The organism is Rhodoferax sp., from assembly GCF_039922535.1.
Taxonomy (GTDB): Bacteria; Pseudomonadota; Gammaproteobacteria; order Burkholderiales; family Burkholderiaceae_C; genus Rhodoferax_B.
The window spans coordinates 1-13272 of sequence record NZ_JBDTEM010000186.1; the positions used below are offsets into that span (position 1 = coordinate 1).

Below are 13272 nucleotides of genomic sequence, written 5' to 3' on the forward strand. Positions count from 1 at the left end.
TTCGCGTGCCGGCTTGAGGAAGTCGCGCGGATCGAACTTCTCCGGGTTCTCGGCCAGGTACTTGCGCACCGCCGCCGTCATCGCCAGCCGGATATCGGTGTCGATGTTGATCTTGCGCACGCCGTGCCGGATGGCTTCCTGGATCTCTTCAACCGGCACGCCGTAGGTTTCTTTCATGTCGCCCCCGTGTTCGCGGATGATGGCCAGCAGCTCTTGCGGCACGCTGGAGCTGCCGTGCAGCACCAGGTGGGTGCTGGGGATGCGCAGGTGGATTTCCTTGATGCGCTGGATCGCCAGGATGTCGCTGGTGGGCTTGCGGGTGAACTTGTACGCGCCGTGGCTGGTGCCGATGGCGATGGCCAGCGCGTCGATCTGGGTGCGCTGGACGAATTCGGCGGCCTGCTCGGGGTCGGTCAGCATCTGGGCCATGGTCATGATGTCGTCGGTGCCATGGCCGTCTTCTTTGTCACCCTGCATGGTTTCCAGCGAACCCAGGCAGCCAAGTTCACCTTCTACCGTCACGCCGACGCGGTGCGCCAGTTCGACCACTTTACGGGTCACTTCGACGTTGTAGTCAAAGCTGGCGATGGTTTTTCCGTCGGACTGCAAAGAGCCGTCCATCATCACCGAGCTAAAGCCCAGGTTGATCGCGCCCTGGCAAACTTCGGGGCTTTGACCGTGGTCCTGGTGCATCACCAGCGGGATGTGCGGCCAGGTTTCAATGGCAGCCTGGATCAAATGCTTGATGAAGGGCTCGCCCGCGTATTTGCGCGCGCCTGCGCTGGCCTGCAGGATGACGGGTGCGCCCACCTCGTCGGCGGCTTGCATGACGGCCTGGACTTGTTCCAGGTTGTTGACATTGAAGGCCGGGATGCCATAGCCGTTGACGGCGGCATGGTCCAGCAGTTCGCGCATAGAGACGAGTGCCATGGTGGTGGTTCCAGAGAGTAAAAAAAACCGGGGCGAAGCGGGTCGAAATCTGCTGGCAGAGAGGCAGCCTGCGTTTTGGTAACCGCTTGGTAACTCTGCCAATTCTAGCGCTGCGTTAGCGGAGATGCGGACGCAAAAGACAGGCCACCACGCGTGCGCGGCTTTGTAACGGTTTGTTTGGGTGGGCTCTGGGCACCACAGTGCAGGGCGCTTGGCCGCTGCCCGGCCCACATTGCATGGACCTCTGGGAGAGGGGACTGCTGTGCGCAGCCCCTCCAAAATCAACTGACCTGGCAGATTTTCAGCATATTGGTGCCGCCGGGCGCACCCATGGGCTCGCCGCAGGTGATGGCATACACGTCGCCGCGCTGCACGATGCCGCGCTTGGTGAGGTGGCGCTCGGCCTGCTCCAGCGCGGTGTCGCGGTCGGTGCTGGCATCCATCAGCAAAGGCAAGACGTTGCGGTACAGCGCCATCTTGCGCTGGGTGGCCAGGCGCGGGGTCAGGGCGTAGATCGGTACGTGGATGCTGTGGCGGCTCATCCACAAGGCAGTGGAGCCGCTGTCGGTCATGGCCACAATGGCCTTGGCACCCAGATGCTGGGCGGTAAACAAAGCACCCATGGCGATGGACTGGTCGATGCGGCTGAAGATCTTGCCCTTGAAGTCGGCTTCGAGTTCAGCGTAGTCGGCCTTTTCGGCTTCGCGGCAGATGTTGGCCATTTCCAGCACGGTTTCCAGCGGGAATTTGCCGGCGGCGGTTTCGGCGCTGAGCATCACGGCATCGGTACCGTCCAGCACGGCATTGGCCACGTCGCTCACCTCGGCGCGGGTCGGCACCGGGTTGGTGATCATGGACTCCATCATCTGGGTCGCGGTGATGACCACCTTGTCGCTGGCACGGGCCATGCGGATCATGCGTTTTTGCAGGGCCGGCACGGCGGCGTTACCGACTTCCACCGCCAGGTCACCGCGCGCCACCATGATGCCGTCGCTGGCATCCAGAATGGCTTGCAAGTGGGGGATGGCTTCGGCGCGTTCGATCTTGGCGATCATGCCGGGCTTGTGGCGGTATTCGGCTGCTGCTACGTTGCACAGCTGGCGTGCCATTTCCATGTCGGTGGCGTTCTTGGGGAAGCTCACGGCCACGTAGTCGGCTTGGAAGGACATGGCGGTCTTGATGTCGTCCATGTCTTTGGAGGTCAGCGCCGGGGCGGTCAGGCCACCGCCCTGTTTGTTGATGCCTTTGTTGTTGGAGAGCTCGCCACCCAGTTTGACGATGGTGTGCACCTCTTCGCCGCGCACAAAGTCCACCGTCATGACGATCAGGCCGTCATTTAGCAGCAGCACATCACCTGATTTGACTTCGCGGGGCAGCTCTTTGTAGTCCAGGCCCACGCCGTTGATATCGCCAGGCTCGGTGCGGGCGGCATCCAGTACAAATTTTTGGCCCGGCTCCAGCATGACCTTGCCTTCGGCAAACTTGGAGACACGGATCTTGGGGCCTTGCAAGTCGGCCATGATGGCCACTTCCACACCCGCACGTTTGGCGGCTTCACGCACCATCATGGCGCGGTCGATATGGTCTTGCGCCTTGCCGTGGCTGAAGTTCAGCCGCACCACGTTGACACCGGCTCGTATCAGCTGTTCCAGAATCTCAGGCGAGTTGGACGCAGGGCCAAGGGTGGCAACAATTTTGGTGGCAATGCGGGTCATGGAAGAAGTCTCCGTTGTAATTTAGTTTCCATTTTCACACGAAAATAGTTACCAAAAGGTTACAAGACAAGCATGAAAACCCTAGTTGCGCCCCTGATATCGGACCATGGTACAAAGTTACCACGGTCCCACAGCTTGCAAATGTTTTGATCTGTGTCAGTACCGCCGCCGCGCAGCGCGCATAGCATCGCGGCAACTGATTTGCGTACCCATGCGCGGCCTCCGGCCCCGCTAGGCAATTCACCCACACGAACTTCACGTTTACCGTATTTTGCCATGTCTTCTTCGCTTGAAACCCCTGATGTCGCCCCCAATCCTTCGCCGCTAGCTCTCGGCGCGCCGTTGCCGCACCGCAAAGTCATCCGCTCCTGGCTGATTCCGCTGTCGCAGCGCACCACGCTGCGGGCCCTGCTGCTGCTGTCGCTGGACTACGCGGTGTTGGGTGCGTTGCTGACCGGCACCGTGCTGCTGGCATCCGTGTGGGCCAAGCTGCTATGCGGGCTGGTCGCGGGCTTTGTGGTGGGGCGGCTGTTCGTTATCGGCCACGATGGCTGCCACCAAAGCCTGACACCGCACCGCGGCCTGAACAAATGGCTGGGCCGCATTGCGTTTTTGCCGTCGCTCACCGCCTACAGCCTGTGGGACGTGGGCCACAACGTGGTGCACCACGGCTTTACCAACCTCAAGGGGGTGGATTTTGTGTGGGCTCCGCTGACGCAGCAGGAGTACCAGGCCCTGTCACCCGTGGGCCGCGGCCTGCAGCGCATCTACCGTAGCGGCTGGGGGCCGGGCCTGTACTACATGGTGGAAATCTGGTGGAAGAAGATGGTGTTTCCGTCGCAGTCCAGCATGGGCAACACCCACCGCGCCATCTTTACCTGGGACTGCCTGCTGGTGTCCGGCTTTGCGCTGCTGTGGATGGCCGCCCTGGTCGCCGCCGCGCTGGCCACCGCGCAATCTGTGGCGCTGCTGCTGTTGCTGGGCTTTGCCGTGCCGATCTTCTTTTGGTTCAACATGATGGGCTTTGTGATTTACGGCCACCACACCCACGTCAAAGTGTCGTGGCACGACGACCGGGCGGTGTGGTTGCGCGCCCAGCCCTTTGTGTCCACCACGGTGCACCTGACCTTTCCGCTGCAGATTGGCGCGCTGGTCCACCACATCATGGAGCACACCGCGCACCACGTGGATATGAGCATCCCGCTGTACAAGCTCAAAGCCGCGCAGGCCAAACTGGAGGAGCTGCTGCCCGGCCGCATCGTGGTGCAGCGCTTCTCGTGGCGCTGGTACTTTGACACCGCCCGCGCCTGCAAGCTCTACGATTTCACCCGCCATTGCTGGACCGACTTCCACGGCCAGGCCACCAGTGCGCCACGTCCGCAAAACGCCTGAACCGGGGGACTCTTGATCTGCCGCAAACACGGTGTGCGCAGGGTTTGATGCGGCGCAAAGTCGCTGGTGGCACGGTCTTCTGTAATCAAGGGGTGGGATGTTCCCGCAACCTGATCGAAAGAAGAGCATGCAAAAACCAATGATCGCCGTGGCCCTCTGCGCCCTGGTGTCCACCGCCGCCCTGGCCCAGTCCAGCCCCTCCGGCCCCTGGCTGGTACGCGCCCGTGCCGTGCACCTGGGTAGTGCCAATGGCGACACCACGCCGCTGTCGCTGTCCATCAATAACAAGTGGCTGCCGGAGCTGGACATCAGTTACTTCTTTACGCCGAACATCGCCGCCGAGCTGGTGCTGACCGTGCCGCAGAAACAGACGCTCAGCGCGGGTGGCACCGCCATCGGCAGCTTCAAGCACCTGCCACCCACCTTGACGCTGCAGTACCACGCGCCCCAGGCCGGTTTCACCCCTTACGTGGGCGCGGGCCTGAATTACACCCGGATCAGCTCTGTCAACCTGCCCGCAGGCGTAACGGTAGACCGCAACAGCTTCGGCCCGGCGCTGCAGGTGGGCGTGGATATTCCGCTGGCGCAGAACCTGGTGCTGAACTTCGATCTGAAAAAGGTCTACCTCCGCACCGACGTGGCGGCCGGTGGTGCCAAGCTGGGCACGTTCAAGGTAGACCCGGTGCTGTTCGGCATCGGCCTGGGCTGGAAGTTCTAAATTTTCTCTATTAAATCGGCACTTGGTGCAGGTACTATCTGCGCAAGCAGCTCTTGATTCAATAGCAAATTCAGATTTCCGATTTGTCGGGCAGCGTAAGCCGACCGGTGTGGTAATCGTAGCCATAGACTTCGCCGTAGCGGCCCCATTCGATGGCTACTTCCAGCACGCGCTTGGCTTCCACTGCGTCCATGAAGTCTTCCAGCAACTCCAGGAAGCGCTTCTCGGACAAGGTGCCGGTGGACTCGGACTCCAGGTTGCGCCGGATGTGCGCCGCCAGCGGCACGTGGGTCAGCAGCTGCTGGCCAAAAATCTCTTGCCGCCGGGCCTGGTCGGCATCTGCATAGTGGCGGCCCAGGGCGGTCAAATGGATATCGCCCTTGTCCACCTGGACCAGGCCCATCAGGCCCAGCGCCTCGTAGGTGGGGAACAGCTCTTCGTCGGCCAGCTCCGATTCTTCGGCCAGTTGCGGCAGGTCGGCATGGCCGTCGAACGGCGGATCGGCCAGCAGTTCCAGCACCGCTTCGATGCGGCTGATGTCGGTATTGGGCAGGCGGTAACCCAGGTGCGCGGTGGCCGAGGCACCGGCGGTGGCCTCTTGTGTGGGGCGCTGGGTCATCAGGCCATAGACTTCGTCGATCAGCGCGCGCACCTCGACCGAGTCGGCATCGCGCGGGCGCGGCAAGTCGATGGTGATTTCGTCGCGGATGCGGCCCGGGTCGCTGGCCAGGATGATGATGCGGTCGGCCATCATCACGGCTTCTTCGATGTTGTGCGACACGATCAGAATGCCCTTGGTGGGGATCTGGTCGCCGTCCCACAGCTCCAGCATGTCGTTGCGCAGGGTTTCGCCGGTCAGCACGTCCAGCGCCGAAAACGCCTCGTCCATCAGCAAAATGTCGGGCTTGGTGACCAGGGCGCGGGCAATACCCACGCGCTGTTTCATGCCGCCCGACAGCTCACGCGGCAAGGCCCCGCCAAAACCGGCCAGACCAATCATCTCCAGCACCGCGTCGGCGCGGGTTTCGCGCTCCACCGCGGGCACGCCCTGGGCTTCCAGGCCGAGCTCCACGTTTTGCTGCACCGTGAGCCACGGAAACAGTGCAAACGACTGGAACACCATGGCGATGCCCGCCACCGGCCCATAAATCGGCCGCTGGCGGTACTCCACCTTGCCGTGGTCGGCCGGAATCAGCCCGGCCATGATGCGCAGCAGGGTGGATTTGCCCGAGCCCGACTTGCCCAGCAGGGCCACAATTTCACCATCGGCCAGGTGGAAGTCCACCAACTCCAGCACGCTGCGGGCGGTACCGTCGGCAGCGCGGAAGGACTTGGCCACGCCTTGCAGTTCGATCAAATTCATAAAAATTACCCTCTAACTTTCATGGACTTGGGTGCGGAGCATCCCGAGCCATGAAAGTTGTTTCAGATTAGCGGCTGCGGTCTTCGGCCAGCAAATACAGCTTGCGCCAGAAGAAACGGTTTAAAAACATCACAAAAATGCACATCACGCCAATGCCCAGCGCGATGCGGTGGAAATCCCCGGCATCGGTCATCTGCTTGATGTAGCTGCCCAGGCCGTCGGCCACCAGCGTGGTTTTGCCCCAGGTCACGTACTCGGCCACGATGCTGGCGTTCCACGAGCCGCCGCTGGCGGTGATAGCCCCGGTGATGTAGCTGGGGAACACGGCGGGCAGGTAAACCCGCTTCCACTTCAGCCAGCCCTTCACGCCCAGGTTGTCGGCGGCCAGGCGCAGCTCGTTCGGGATGGTGGCGGCCCCGGCCACCACGTTGAACAGGATGTACCACTGAGTGCCAAACACCATCAGCGGGCTGAGCCAGATGTTGGGGTTCAGCCGCCAGGTCACCAGCAGGTAGACCACCAGCGGGAACATCAGGTTCACCGGAAAAGCCGCCAAGAACTGCGCCACCGCCTGCACCCGCTGCGAGTACGCGGGCCGCAGGCCGATCCACACCGCCACCGGCACCCAGACCAGCGATGCCAGGGCGATCAGCAGCAGCACCCGTGCCAGCGTGATCAGGCCCAGAAAGGCCACGTGCGCGGCCTCGCCCCAGCCCACTACGGTGTGCACAAACAGCACCAGCCAGGCCAGCGCGGCCAAAGCCGCCAACGCAATGGCTACGTCCCACACAGGTTCCCACAGCGGGTTGACGGGCGCGGGCGGTGCGTCACGCTCGGCAGCGTCGCCGCGCACGCTGAACCAGCCCAGCGCCCCGCGCATCAGCGTCCAGAAATGCGCGCTCAGTCCGCGCATCCAGTGGCTGCGGCCCATCCAGTCCAGCAGCCACGACTGCTGTGCCGTGTCGCCCTGCGACTCTTCAAACCGAAACTTGTCGGCCCAGGCCAGCAGGGGCCGGAAGAAAAGCTGGTCGTACAACAAAATGCCCGCCAACATGGCCGCAATTGCGTAGCCGATGGCCCAGCCGTCTTTGGCATCAATCGCCACGGCAATGTAAGAGCCTATGCCCGGCAGTTTGATGTCTTGGTTGGCCACCGAAATCGCCTCCGCCGCCACCAGAAAGAACCAGCCGCCCGACATCGACATCATCATGTTCCACAGCAGCCCCGGCATGGCAAACGGCAGCTCCAGCCGCCAAAAGCGCTGCCAGCCGGACAGGCGAAACACCCGCGCCGCCTCGTTCAGCTCGTCGGGCACGTTGCGGATCGACTGGTACAGGCTGAACGCCATGTTCCAGGCCTGCGAGGTGAAGATGGCAAAGATGGCGGCGCATTCCACGCCCAGCAGGCTGCCGGGAAACAGCGCAATGAACGGCGCAATCGCAATCGCCTGAAAGCCCAGGATCGGCACCGACTGCAGCACATCCAGGATCGGGATCATGGCCTTTTCGGCGGCCCGGTATTTGGCGGCGATGGCCGCAAACACAAAGCTGAACAGCAGGGAACAGGCCAGCGCAATGAACATGCGCAGGATGGTACGCAGCAGGTAGTACGGCAGGTAGGCGGGCGAGAGCGAGATATCCAGCGTCTCGCCCATGGCAAACGGCCGGGCCATTTGCGCCGCAGCAAAGGCCAGGGCCAACAGCACCGCCAGCACCAGCGGCAGCAAGGCAAAGTCCCAGCGGTTGGGGGTTTTACCCAGCAGGCGGCTGCCCCGCGCCTGGGGGTTGCGCAGCTCAAACATAAACACTCCCTTGTGCCATGGGCCAGCCCCATGCCGGCCAAAACGTCCGCTTGTAATGCGGCTCAGGGCGCCGAGTGGAACACCGCTATGTGTCTGCCGTGTGAACCAGTGGGGGCACCTGTGCGCCCCGTGCTATCAGGCTGCGCGTTTTTGCAGAATTTCGAACGCGGGCAGGGTTTTGCCTTCCAGAATTTCCAGGAATGCGCCGCCGCCGGTCGAGATGTAGCCCACCTGTTTTTCAATGCCATATTTGGCGATGGCGGCCAGTGTGTCTCCACCGCCAGCTATCGAAAACGCAGCACTGTCGGCAATCGCGCGGGCAATCGTTTCGGTGCCGTGGGCGAAAGCATCGAATTCGAACACGCCGACCGGGCCGTTCCAGACGATGGTGCCTGCCGACTTGAGCTGCAGCGCCAGGGCGGCAGCGGTTTGCGGGCCGATGTCCAGGATCAGGTCGTCGTCGGCCACGTCGGTGGCGGCCTTGACGGTGGCCACGGCGTCGGCGGCAAAGGTCTTGGCGGTGACCACATCGGTGGGGATGGGCACGGCCGCGCCACGTGCTTTCATGGCCTCCATCACGGCCTTGGCCTGGTCCACCAGGTCGGCTTCGGCCAGCGATTTGCCGATCTTCAGGCCCGCAGCCAGCATAAAGGTGTTGGCAATGCCGCCGCCCACGATCAGCTGGTCGACCTTGTCGGCCAGGCTCTTCAAAATGGTCAGCTTGGTGGAGACCTTGGAGCCCGCCACGATGGCCACCAGCGGGCGCTGGGGCTGGGCCAGGGCCTTGGTGATGGCATCGATCTCGGCGGCGAGCAGCGGGCCTGCGCAGGCGACCTTGGCGTATTCGGCGATGCCGTAGGTGGTGCCTTCGGCACGGTGGGCGGTGCCAAACGCGTCGTTCACAAAAATGTCGCACAGCGCGGCCATTTTCTTGGCCAACTCGGGGCTGTTCTTCTTTTCGCCCACGTTCACGCGGCAGTTTTCCAGCAGCACCAGTTGGCCCGGCGCGACGGTCACGCCGTCCACCCAGTTGGCCACCAGCGGCACCTCGCGGCCCAGCAGCTCGCCCAGGCGCTTGGCCACCGGGGCCAATGAATCTTCGGGTTTGAACGCGCCTTCCGTGGGGCGGCCCAGGTGGGACGTGACCATCACCGCCGCGCCGGCGTCCAACGCCATCTGGATACACGGCACTGAGGCGCGGATGCGCGTGTCTTCGGTGATGGCACCGCTGTCGTCTTGCGGCACATTCAGGTCGGCGCGGATGAAAACACGTTGGCCTGCGGCTTTGCCCTGGGCGCACAGATCGGAGAAGCGGATGACGTTCATGGCGGTGTCTCGGTAGGTTAGAGGAATCAACCGGCCATTTTAGGAGCCCCGCCCCGCCAAAAGTTACCAGCCTAAACCAAGATGCAGCGGCAAGTAGACCGCCATGCCCGCCACGATGGTCAGCAGCACATCGCGCCGCCAAAAGTACACCAGCGTTCCGGCGGCGGCACCCAACAGACGGGCATCCATCCAGGTGGCCAGCAGCAGGCCCTGGGTCATCAGCACCTCGGGCAGTACCACGGCGGACAGGGCCGCAATGGGGGCGTACTGCAGGCCGCGCTGGGCCCAGTGCGGCAGGCTGGCGGATTTGCGGGTCAGAAAAAAGAAGCAGCGCGTCACCACTGTGATCAGCGCCAGCCCGACGATGATGGCCACCGTCTGCCATTGGGTCTGGCCGTTCATGCCGCCACCCTGGGGCGCAGTTTTTCGGCCGACATGCAGGCGAGTACGGCCACGGCAATCGCCACCACGATGTTCAGCTTGAACGGCAGGTTGTAGGCCACGATGGCGGCGGTGGCCGCCACGGTTGCCGACATCAGCCGCAGCCGGGTGCTGGCCAGCGAGCACAAAATGCCTATCAGGCACAGGATGCCCGCAAAGCCCAGGCCCCAGGTGGTGGGGATGAAGTTGGCCAGCACCACCCCGGCCACGCTGGCGGGCATCCAGCTCAGCCAGCAGGCGGTGTTGCTGCCCGCCAGATAGGCTTCGTGGGCGCGGTGCGCCTCGGGCGTGTCCACCGGGTGTGCGAAGCGCCGGGTGAACATCACGTAGGTCAAATCGGTGGTCAGGTAGCCGTGGCTGATGCGCTCCAGCCAGGGCAGATGCATCAGGTAAGGCCGCAGGTGCAGGCTGAACACCACGAAGCGCAGGTTCACGCAAAACGCGGTGGCCAAGATCACCCAGGCCGGTGCGCCTGCAATCAGCAGGGGCGTGGCCGCCAGCTGGGAGCTACCGGCAAACACGGTCAGGGTCATCAGCAGCGACTCGAACAGGCTCATGCCCGACTTGGCCATGGCCACGCCGGTCATCAGGCCCCAGGCGGCCATGCCAGGGGCTTGCGGCCACATCTCGGACGCGCCGATGCGGAATTCGGGGTGCTGGCGGTTAGCGCGCTGCAGGAACATCGGGGGCGCTTTCAAACACCATGCCGGGCTGCAGGTCGCAGCCGCGCAGGAAGTCGGCCACCGCCAAACGCTTGCCACCGGGGCGCTGCACTTGGGTAATGTTTACTATCGAATCCATAGCTGCTACCGCAATGTAGTTCTGCGCTACAGCCACAATAGACCCATAAACTGCGCTGGCGGGCGGTGTTGCGTCCGACACGCTGGCGGCCCAGATTTTCAGGCTCTCACCCGCCAGCAGCGTGGCCGCGCCGGGGAAGGGGTTGAAGGCGCGGACGCGGCGGACGATGGTGTCGGCGCTCTGCGTCCAGGCTATGGCCGCCTCGCGCTTTTCAATCTTGTGGGCGTAGGTAATGCCCTCGGCCGGTTGGTGCACGGGCACCAAGGTGTCTAACTGCGCCAGGGCCTGCACCACCATCCGCCCACCCAGGTCGGCCAGCTTGTCGTGCAGGCTGCCGGTGGTGTCATCGGGCGCAATCGGCAACGACTCGACCAGCAGCATGTCGCCGGTGTCCAGCCCGGCATCCATTTGCATGATGGCCACGCCGGTTTCGGCATCGCCCGCTTCAATCGCCCGGTGGATCGGGGCCGCACCGCGCCAGCGTGGCAGCAGGCTGGCGTGGATGTTCAGGCAGCCCTGGCGCGGCACGTCCAGTACCCACTGCGGCAGGATCAGACCGTAGGCCACGACCACCATTACATCGGCTTGGGCGGCTTGCAGCAGTGCCTGGGCGGCAACCGCGTCTTCGGGGTACTTACCGTCCAGCCGCAGGCTACGCGGCTGGGCCACCGGAATGCCGTGGGTGAGTGCGTGTTGTTTGACGGGCGAGGCCTGCAGCTTCATGCCGCGCCCGGCGGGGCGGTCGGGCTGGGTGAGGACCAGCACGATGGTGTGGCCCGCTGCCTGCAGTTGGGCCAGCGCGACCTGGGCAAATTCAGGCGTGCCCGCGAAGATGACGCGCATCAGCCCGCGTCCGGACGGCCCAGCGCGCGGCGGGTCTTGAGCATCTTGCTTTTGATACGGTTGCGTTTCAGGGGGGATAGGTATTCCACAAAAACTTTGCCCAGCAGGTGGTCCATTTCGTGCTGGATGCACACCGCCAGCAGGCCTTCGGCCTCGACGGTGCGCGACTGGCCCGCGCCGTCCAGCGCCTGCACCCGCACCTGGGTGGCGCGCTCCACGCCGTCGTAAATGCCGGGTACTGACAGGCAGCCTTCTTCGTTCAGCACCCGCTCTTCGCTGGCCCAGATGATTTCAGGGTTGATCAGCACCAGCGGCTCGTTGCGCTCGTCTGATACGTCAATCACCACCAGACGCTCGTGCACGTCCACCTGGGTGGCGGCCAGGCCAATGCCGTTGGCATCGTACATGGTCTCCACCATATCGGCGATCAAGGCCTGGATGCGTGCGTCTACCGCCTGCACGGGCCGTGCTAAGGTGTGTAGCTTGGGGTCTGGATATTGAAGAATGGAAAGTAAGGCCATGGAATCTCGCCGAAATTGCTAGAACTGGGCGCGGGGCGACCAGCCGTGTTTCGCTATTTTCGCTACTTTTAAGGCCGGAGAGACCGTCTTGGGCCAATATTCGTTGCCCCGCTAAGGGCTTGGGCGCAGAATCGCGCGTAATTTGTTGTGAGTTTTCTGTCGGATTTGTGTCTATTTGTAGACAGCGCCATGGCGGCACCGATGGGCATTTGTGGTCTACCAAATATGAAATACAGAAAAACGGGAGTGGGATCGCGTGGGGCTGTGGTCACGGCTGCCATGGTGCTAACGGCCTTGTCGGCCAGCCTGTGGGGCCCTTTGGCGCAGGCGCAAGACTATCCCATCACCCCCGCACAGCAGGCTACCGCCAGCCAGGTGGCCCAAAACGGTGTACCTCTGAGCGCGCTGGCCCCCAACGCCCCCGGCCGCTACACCGTCAAATCAGGCGATACGCTGTGGGCTATTTCAGGCCTGTTTTTGACCACCCCCTGGCGTTGGCCCGAGCTGTGGGGCATGAACCAGCAAGAAATTCGCAATCCGCACCGCATCTACCCCGGCCAGCAGCTGCTGCTGCTCAAGAAAGACGGTCGGGCCATGCTGTTGGCAGGCCAGGCGCAGCCCAACGATGGACTGCGCACCGTGCGGCTTTCGCCACGGACCCGCATCGAGAATCTGGGCGACAACGCCTTGCCCACGCTGCAGACCAATCTGATCGAGCCCTTTTTGGCCGAACCGCTGATCGTGGACGAAAACACCCTGGCGTTGGCACCGCGCATTGTGGCCACGGCAGACGAGCGGATTTTGCTCAGCCGGGGTGACCGTGCCTATGTGCGCGGTCCGCTGGAAGCGCCATTGCTGGACGGCAAAGACAAGCCCTGGAACTTCCGCGTGATGCGCCAGGCCACGCCGCTACGCGACCCTGTCACCAAGGAAGTGCTGGGCTATGAGACCCAATACGTTGGCAAGGTGGTGCTGGTCAAGGGCGAAAGCCGCCAGCCCTCGGGCGTGCTCGATAAAAATGGCCAGCCGCTGGTGGACATCGTGCCCGCCACCGTTGACATCCAGTCGATCAAGGAAGAAATCAGCGTGGGTGACCGCCTGCTGCCCGAACCGGAACGCGAGCTGCTGAACTTTGTGCCGCGCGCTCCATCGCAAAACGTCGATGCCCGCATCGTTTCGGTATACGGCAGCACCTCCATCGCCAATGCCGCCCAGTACCAGATCGTGGTCATCAACAAGGGCACCAAAGACGGCATTGAGCGGGGCCACGTGCTATCGCTGCTGTCCGCTGGCGCAAATATGGTGGATAGCACTGATGCCACCAAAACCCGCATCCAACTGCCGGACGAGCAAAACGGCCTGCTGATGGTGTTTCGCCCGTTCGAGCGCCTGTCTTATGGCCTGATTCTGGAAATCAAGAC

Annotated in this window: 12 protein-coding genes; 3 read left to right on the forward strand and 9 right to left on the reverse strand. The window is 63.1% G+C overall.

Annotated features, from left to right (window positions below):
* Together fba and pyk are read right to left on the reverse strand one after the other, a co-directional pair.
* Window positions 1-930 (reverse strand): class II fructose-bisphosphate aldolase (gene fba / locus ABI213_RS08605; protein ID WP_348026760.1); only part of this gene is annotated, 930 nt, incomplete at its 3' end.
* Between the two features lie 281 nt (window positions 931-1211).
* Window positions 1212-2645 (reverse strand): pyruvate kinase, encoded by a 1434-nt coding sequence (pyk, locus tag ABI213_RS08610; protein WP_348004942.1) that lies wholly within the window; start codon window positions 2643-2645, stop codon window positions 1212-1214.
* A 276-nt stretch (window positions 2646-2921) separates the two neighbouring features.
* Between pyk and ABI213_RS08615 the strand changes: the two genes are divergently transcribed.
* Window positions 2922-4037: a fatty acid desaturase gene (locus ABI213_RS08615; protein WP_348006004.1), complete on the forward strand. Its 1116-nt coding sequence runs from the start codon at window positions 2922-2924 to the stop codon at window positions 4035-4037.
* Window positions 4038-4164: 127 nt separating this feature from the next.
* A complete protein-coding gene (locus ABI213_RS08620) occupies window positions 4165-4755 on the forward strand; it encodes an OmpW family outer membrane protein (RefSeq protein WP_348006003.1) in 591 nt (196 codons plus the stop codon).
* A gap of 70 nt (window positions 4756-4825) precedes the next feature.
* Here the strand turns inward: ABI213_RS08620 and ABI213_RS08625 are convergent, their stop codons facing one another.
* The 7 genes from ABI213_RS08625 to def all read right to left on the reverse strand — a co-directional run bounded on the left by ABI213_RS08625 (window position 4826) and on the right by def (window position 11851).
* Window positions 4826-6118, reverse strand: a complete 1293-nt coding sequence (locus tag ABI213_RS08625; protein ID WP_348006002.1) for a nitrate/sulfonate/bicarbonate ABC transporter ATP-binding protein — start codon at window positions 6116-6118, stop codon at window positions 4826-4828.
* A 67-nt stretch (window positions 6119-6185) separates the two neighbouring features.
* Window positions 6186-7919, reverse strand: coding sequence for an ABC transporter permease subunit (locus ABI213_RS08630; RefSeq protein ID WP_348026762.1), 1734 nt, complete (start codon window positions 7917-7919; stop codon window positions 6186-6188).
* Window positions 7920-8054: 135 nt separating this feature from the next.
* Window positions 8055-9245, reverse strand: a complete 1191-nt coding sequence (locus ABI213_RS08635) for a phosphoglycerate kinase (protein WP_348006000.1) — start codon at window positions 9243-9245, stop codon at window positions 8055-8057.
* Between the two features lie 63 nt (window positions 9246-9308).
* Window positions 9309-9647, reverse strand: coding sequence for an AzlD domain-containing protein (locus ABI213_RS08640; protein ID WP_348005999.1), 339 nt, complete (start codon window positions 9645-9647; stop codon window positions 9309-9311).
* Window positions 9644-10369, reverse strand: a complete 726-nt coding sequence (locus ABI213_RS08645; RefSeq protein ID WP_348005998.1) for an AzlC family ABC transporter permease — start codon at window positions 10367-10369, stop codon at window positions 9644-9646. The genes ABI213_RS08640 and ABI213_RS08645 overlap by 4 nt, the downstream gene beginning before the upstream one ends.
* The gene (fmt, locus tag ABI213_RS08650) at window positions 10350-11330 is read right to left on the reverse strand and encodes a methionyl-tRNA formyltransferase (protein WP_348005997.1); all 981 of its coding nucleotides are present in this window, start codon (window positions 11328-11330) and stop codon (window positions 10350-10352) included. Before fmt ends, ABI213_RS08645 begins: the two co-directional genes overlap by 20 nt.
* A complete protein-coding gene (gene def, locus ABI213_RS08655) occupies window positions 11330-11851 on the reverse strand; it encodes a peptide deformylase (protein WP_348005996.1) in 522 nt (173 codons plus the stop codon). The genes fmt and def overlap by 1 nt, the downstream gene beginning before the upstream one ends.
* A gap of 225 nt (window positions 11852-12076) precedes the next feature.
* Here def and ABI213_RS08660 point away from each other — a divergent pair.
* Window positions 12077-13272 (forward strand): LysM peptidoglycan-binding domain-containing protein (locus tag ABI213_RS08660; protein ID WP_348026764.1); only part of this gene is annotated, 1196 nt, incomplete at its 3' end.

Excerpts from the sequence above, each read along its gene's own strand:
- ABI213_RS08635 (WP_348006000.1), bottom strand. The coding sequence starts at position 9,245 with ATGAACGTCATCCGCTTCTCCGATCTGTGCGCCCAGGGCAAAGCCGCA.
- ABI213_RS08615 (WP_348006004.1), top strand. The coding sequence starts at position 2,922 with ATGTCTTCTTCGCTTGAAACCCCTGATGTCGCCCCCAATCCTTCGCCG.
- ABI213_RS08645 (WP_348005998.1), bottom strand. The coding sequence starts at position 10,369 with ATGTTCCTGCAGCGCGCTAACCGCCAGCACCCCGAATTCCGCATCGGC.
- def (WP_348005996.1), bottom strand. The coding sequence starts at position 11,851 with ATGGCCTTACTTTCCATTCTTCAATATCCAGACCCCAAGCTACACACC.
- ABI213_RS08630 (WP_348026762.1), bottom strand. The coding sequence starts at position 7,919 with ATGTTTGAGCTGCGCAACCCCCAGGCGCGGGGCAGCCGCCTGCTGGGT.
- ABI213_RS08625 (WP_348006002.1), bottom strand. The coding sequence starts at position 6,118 with ATGAATTTGATCGAACTGCAAGGCGTGGCCAAGTCCTTCCGCGCTGCC.
- pyk (WP_348004942.1), bottom strand. The coding sequence starts at position 2,645 with ATGACCCGCATTGCCACCAAAATTGTTGCCACCCTTGGCCCTGCGTCC.
- ABI213_RS08640 (WP_348005999.1), bottom strand. The coding sequence starts at position 9,647 with ATGAACGGCCAGACCCAATGGCAGACGGTGGCCATCATCGTCGGGCTG.
- fmt (WP_348005997.1), bottom strand. The coding sequence starts at position 11,330 with ATGCGCGTCATCTTCGCGGGCACGCCTGAATTTGCCCAGGTCGCGCTG.
- ABI213_RS08620 (WP_348006003.1), top strand. The coding sequence starts at position 4,165 with ATGCAAAAACCAATGATCGCCGTGGCCCTCTGCGCCCTGGTGTCCACC.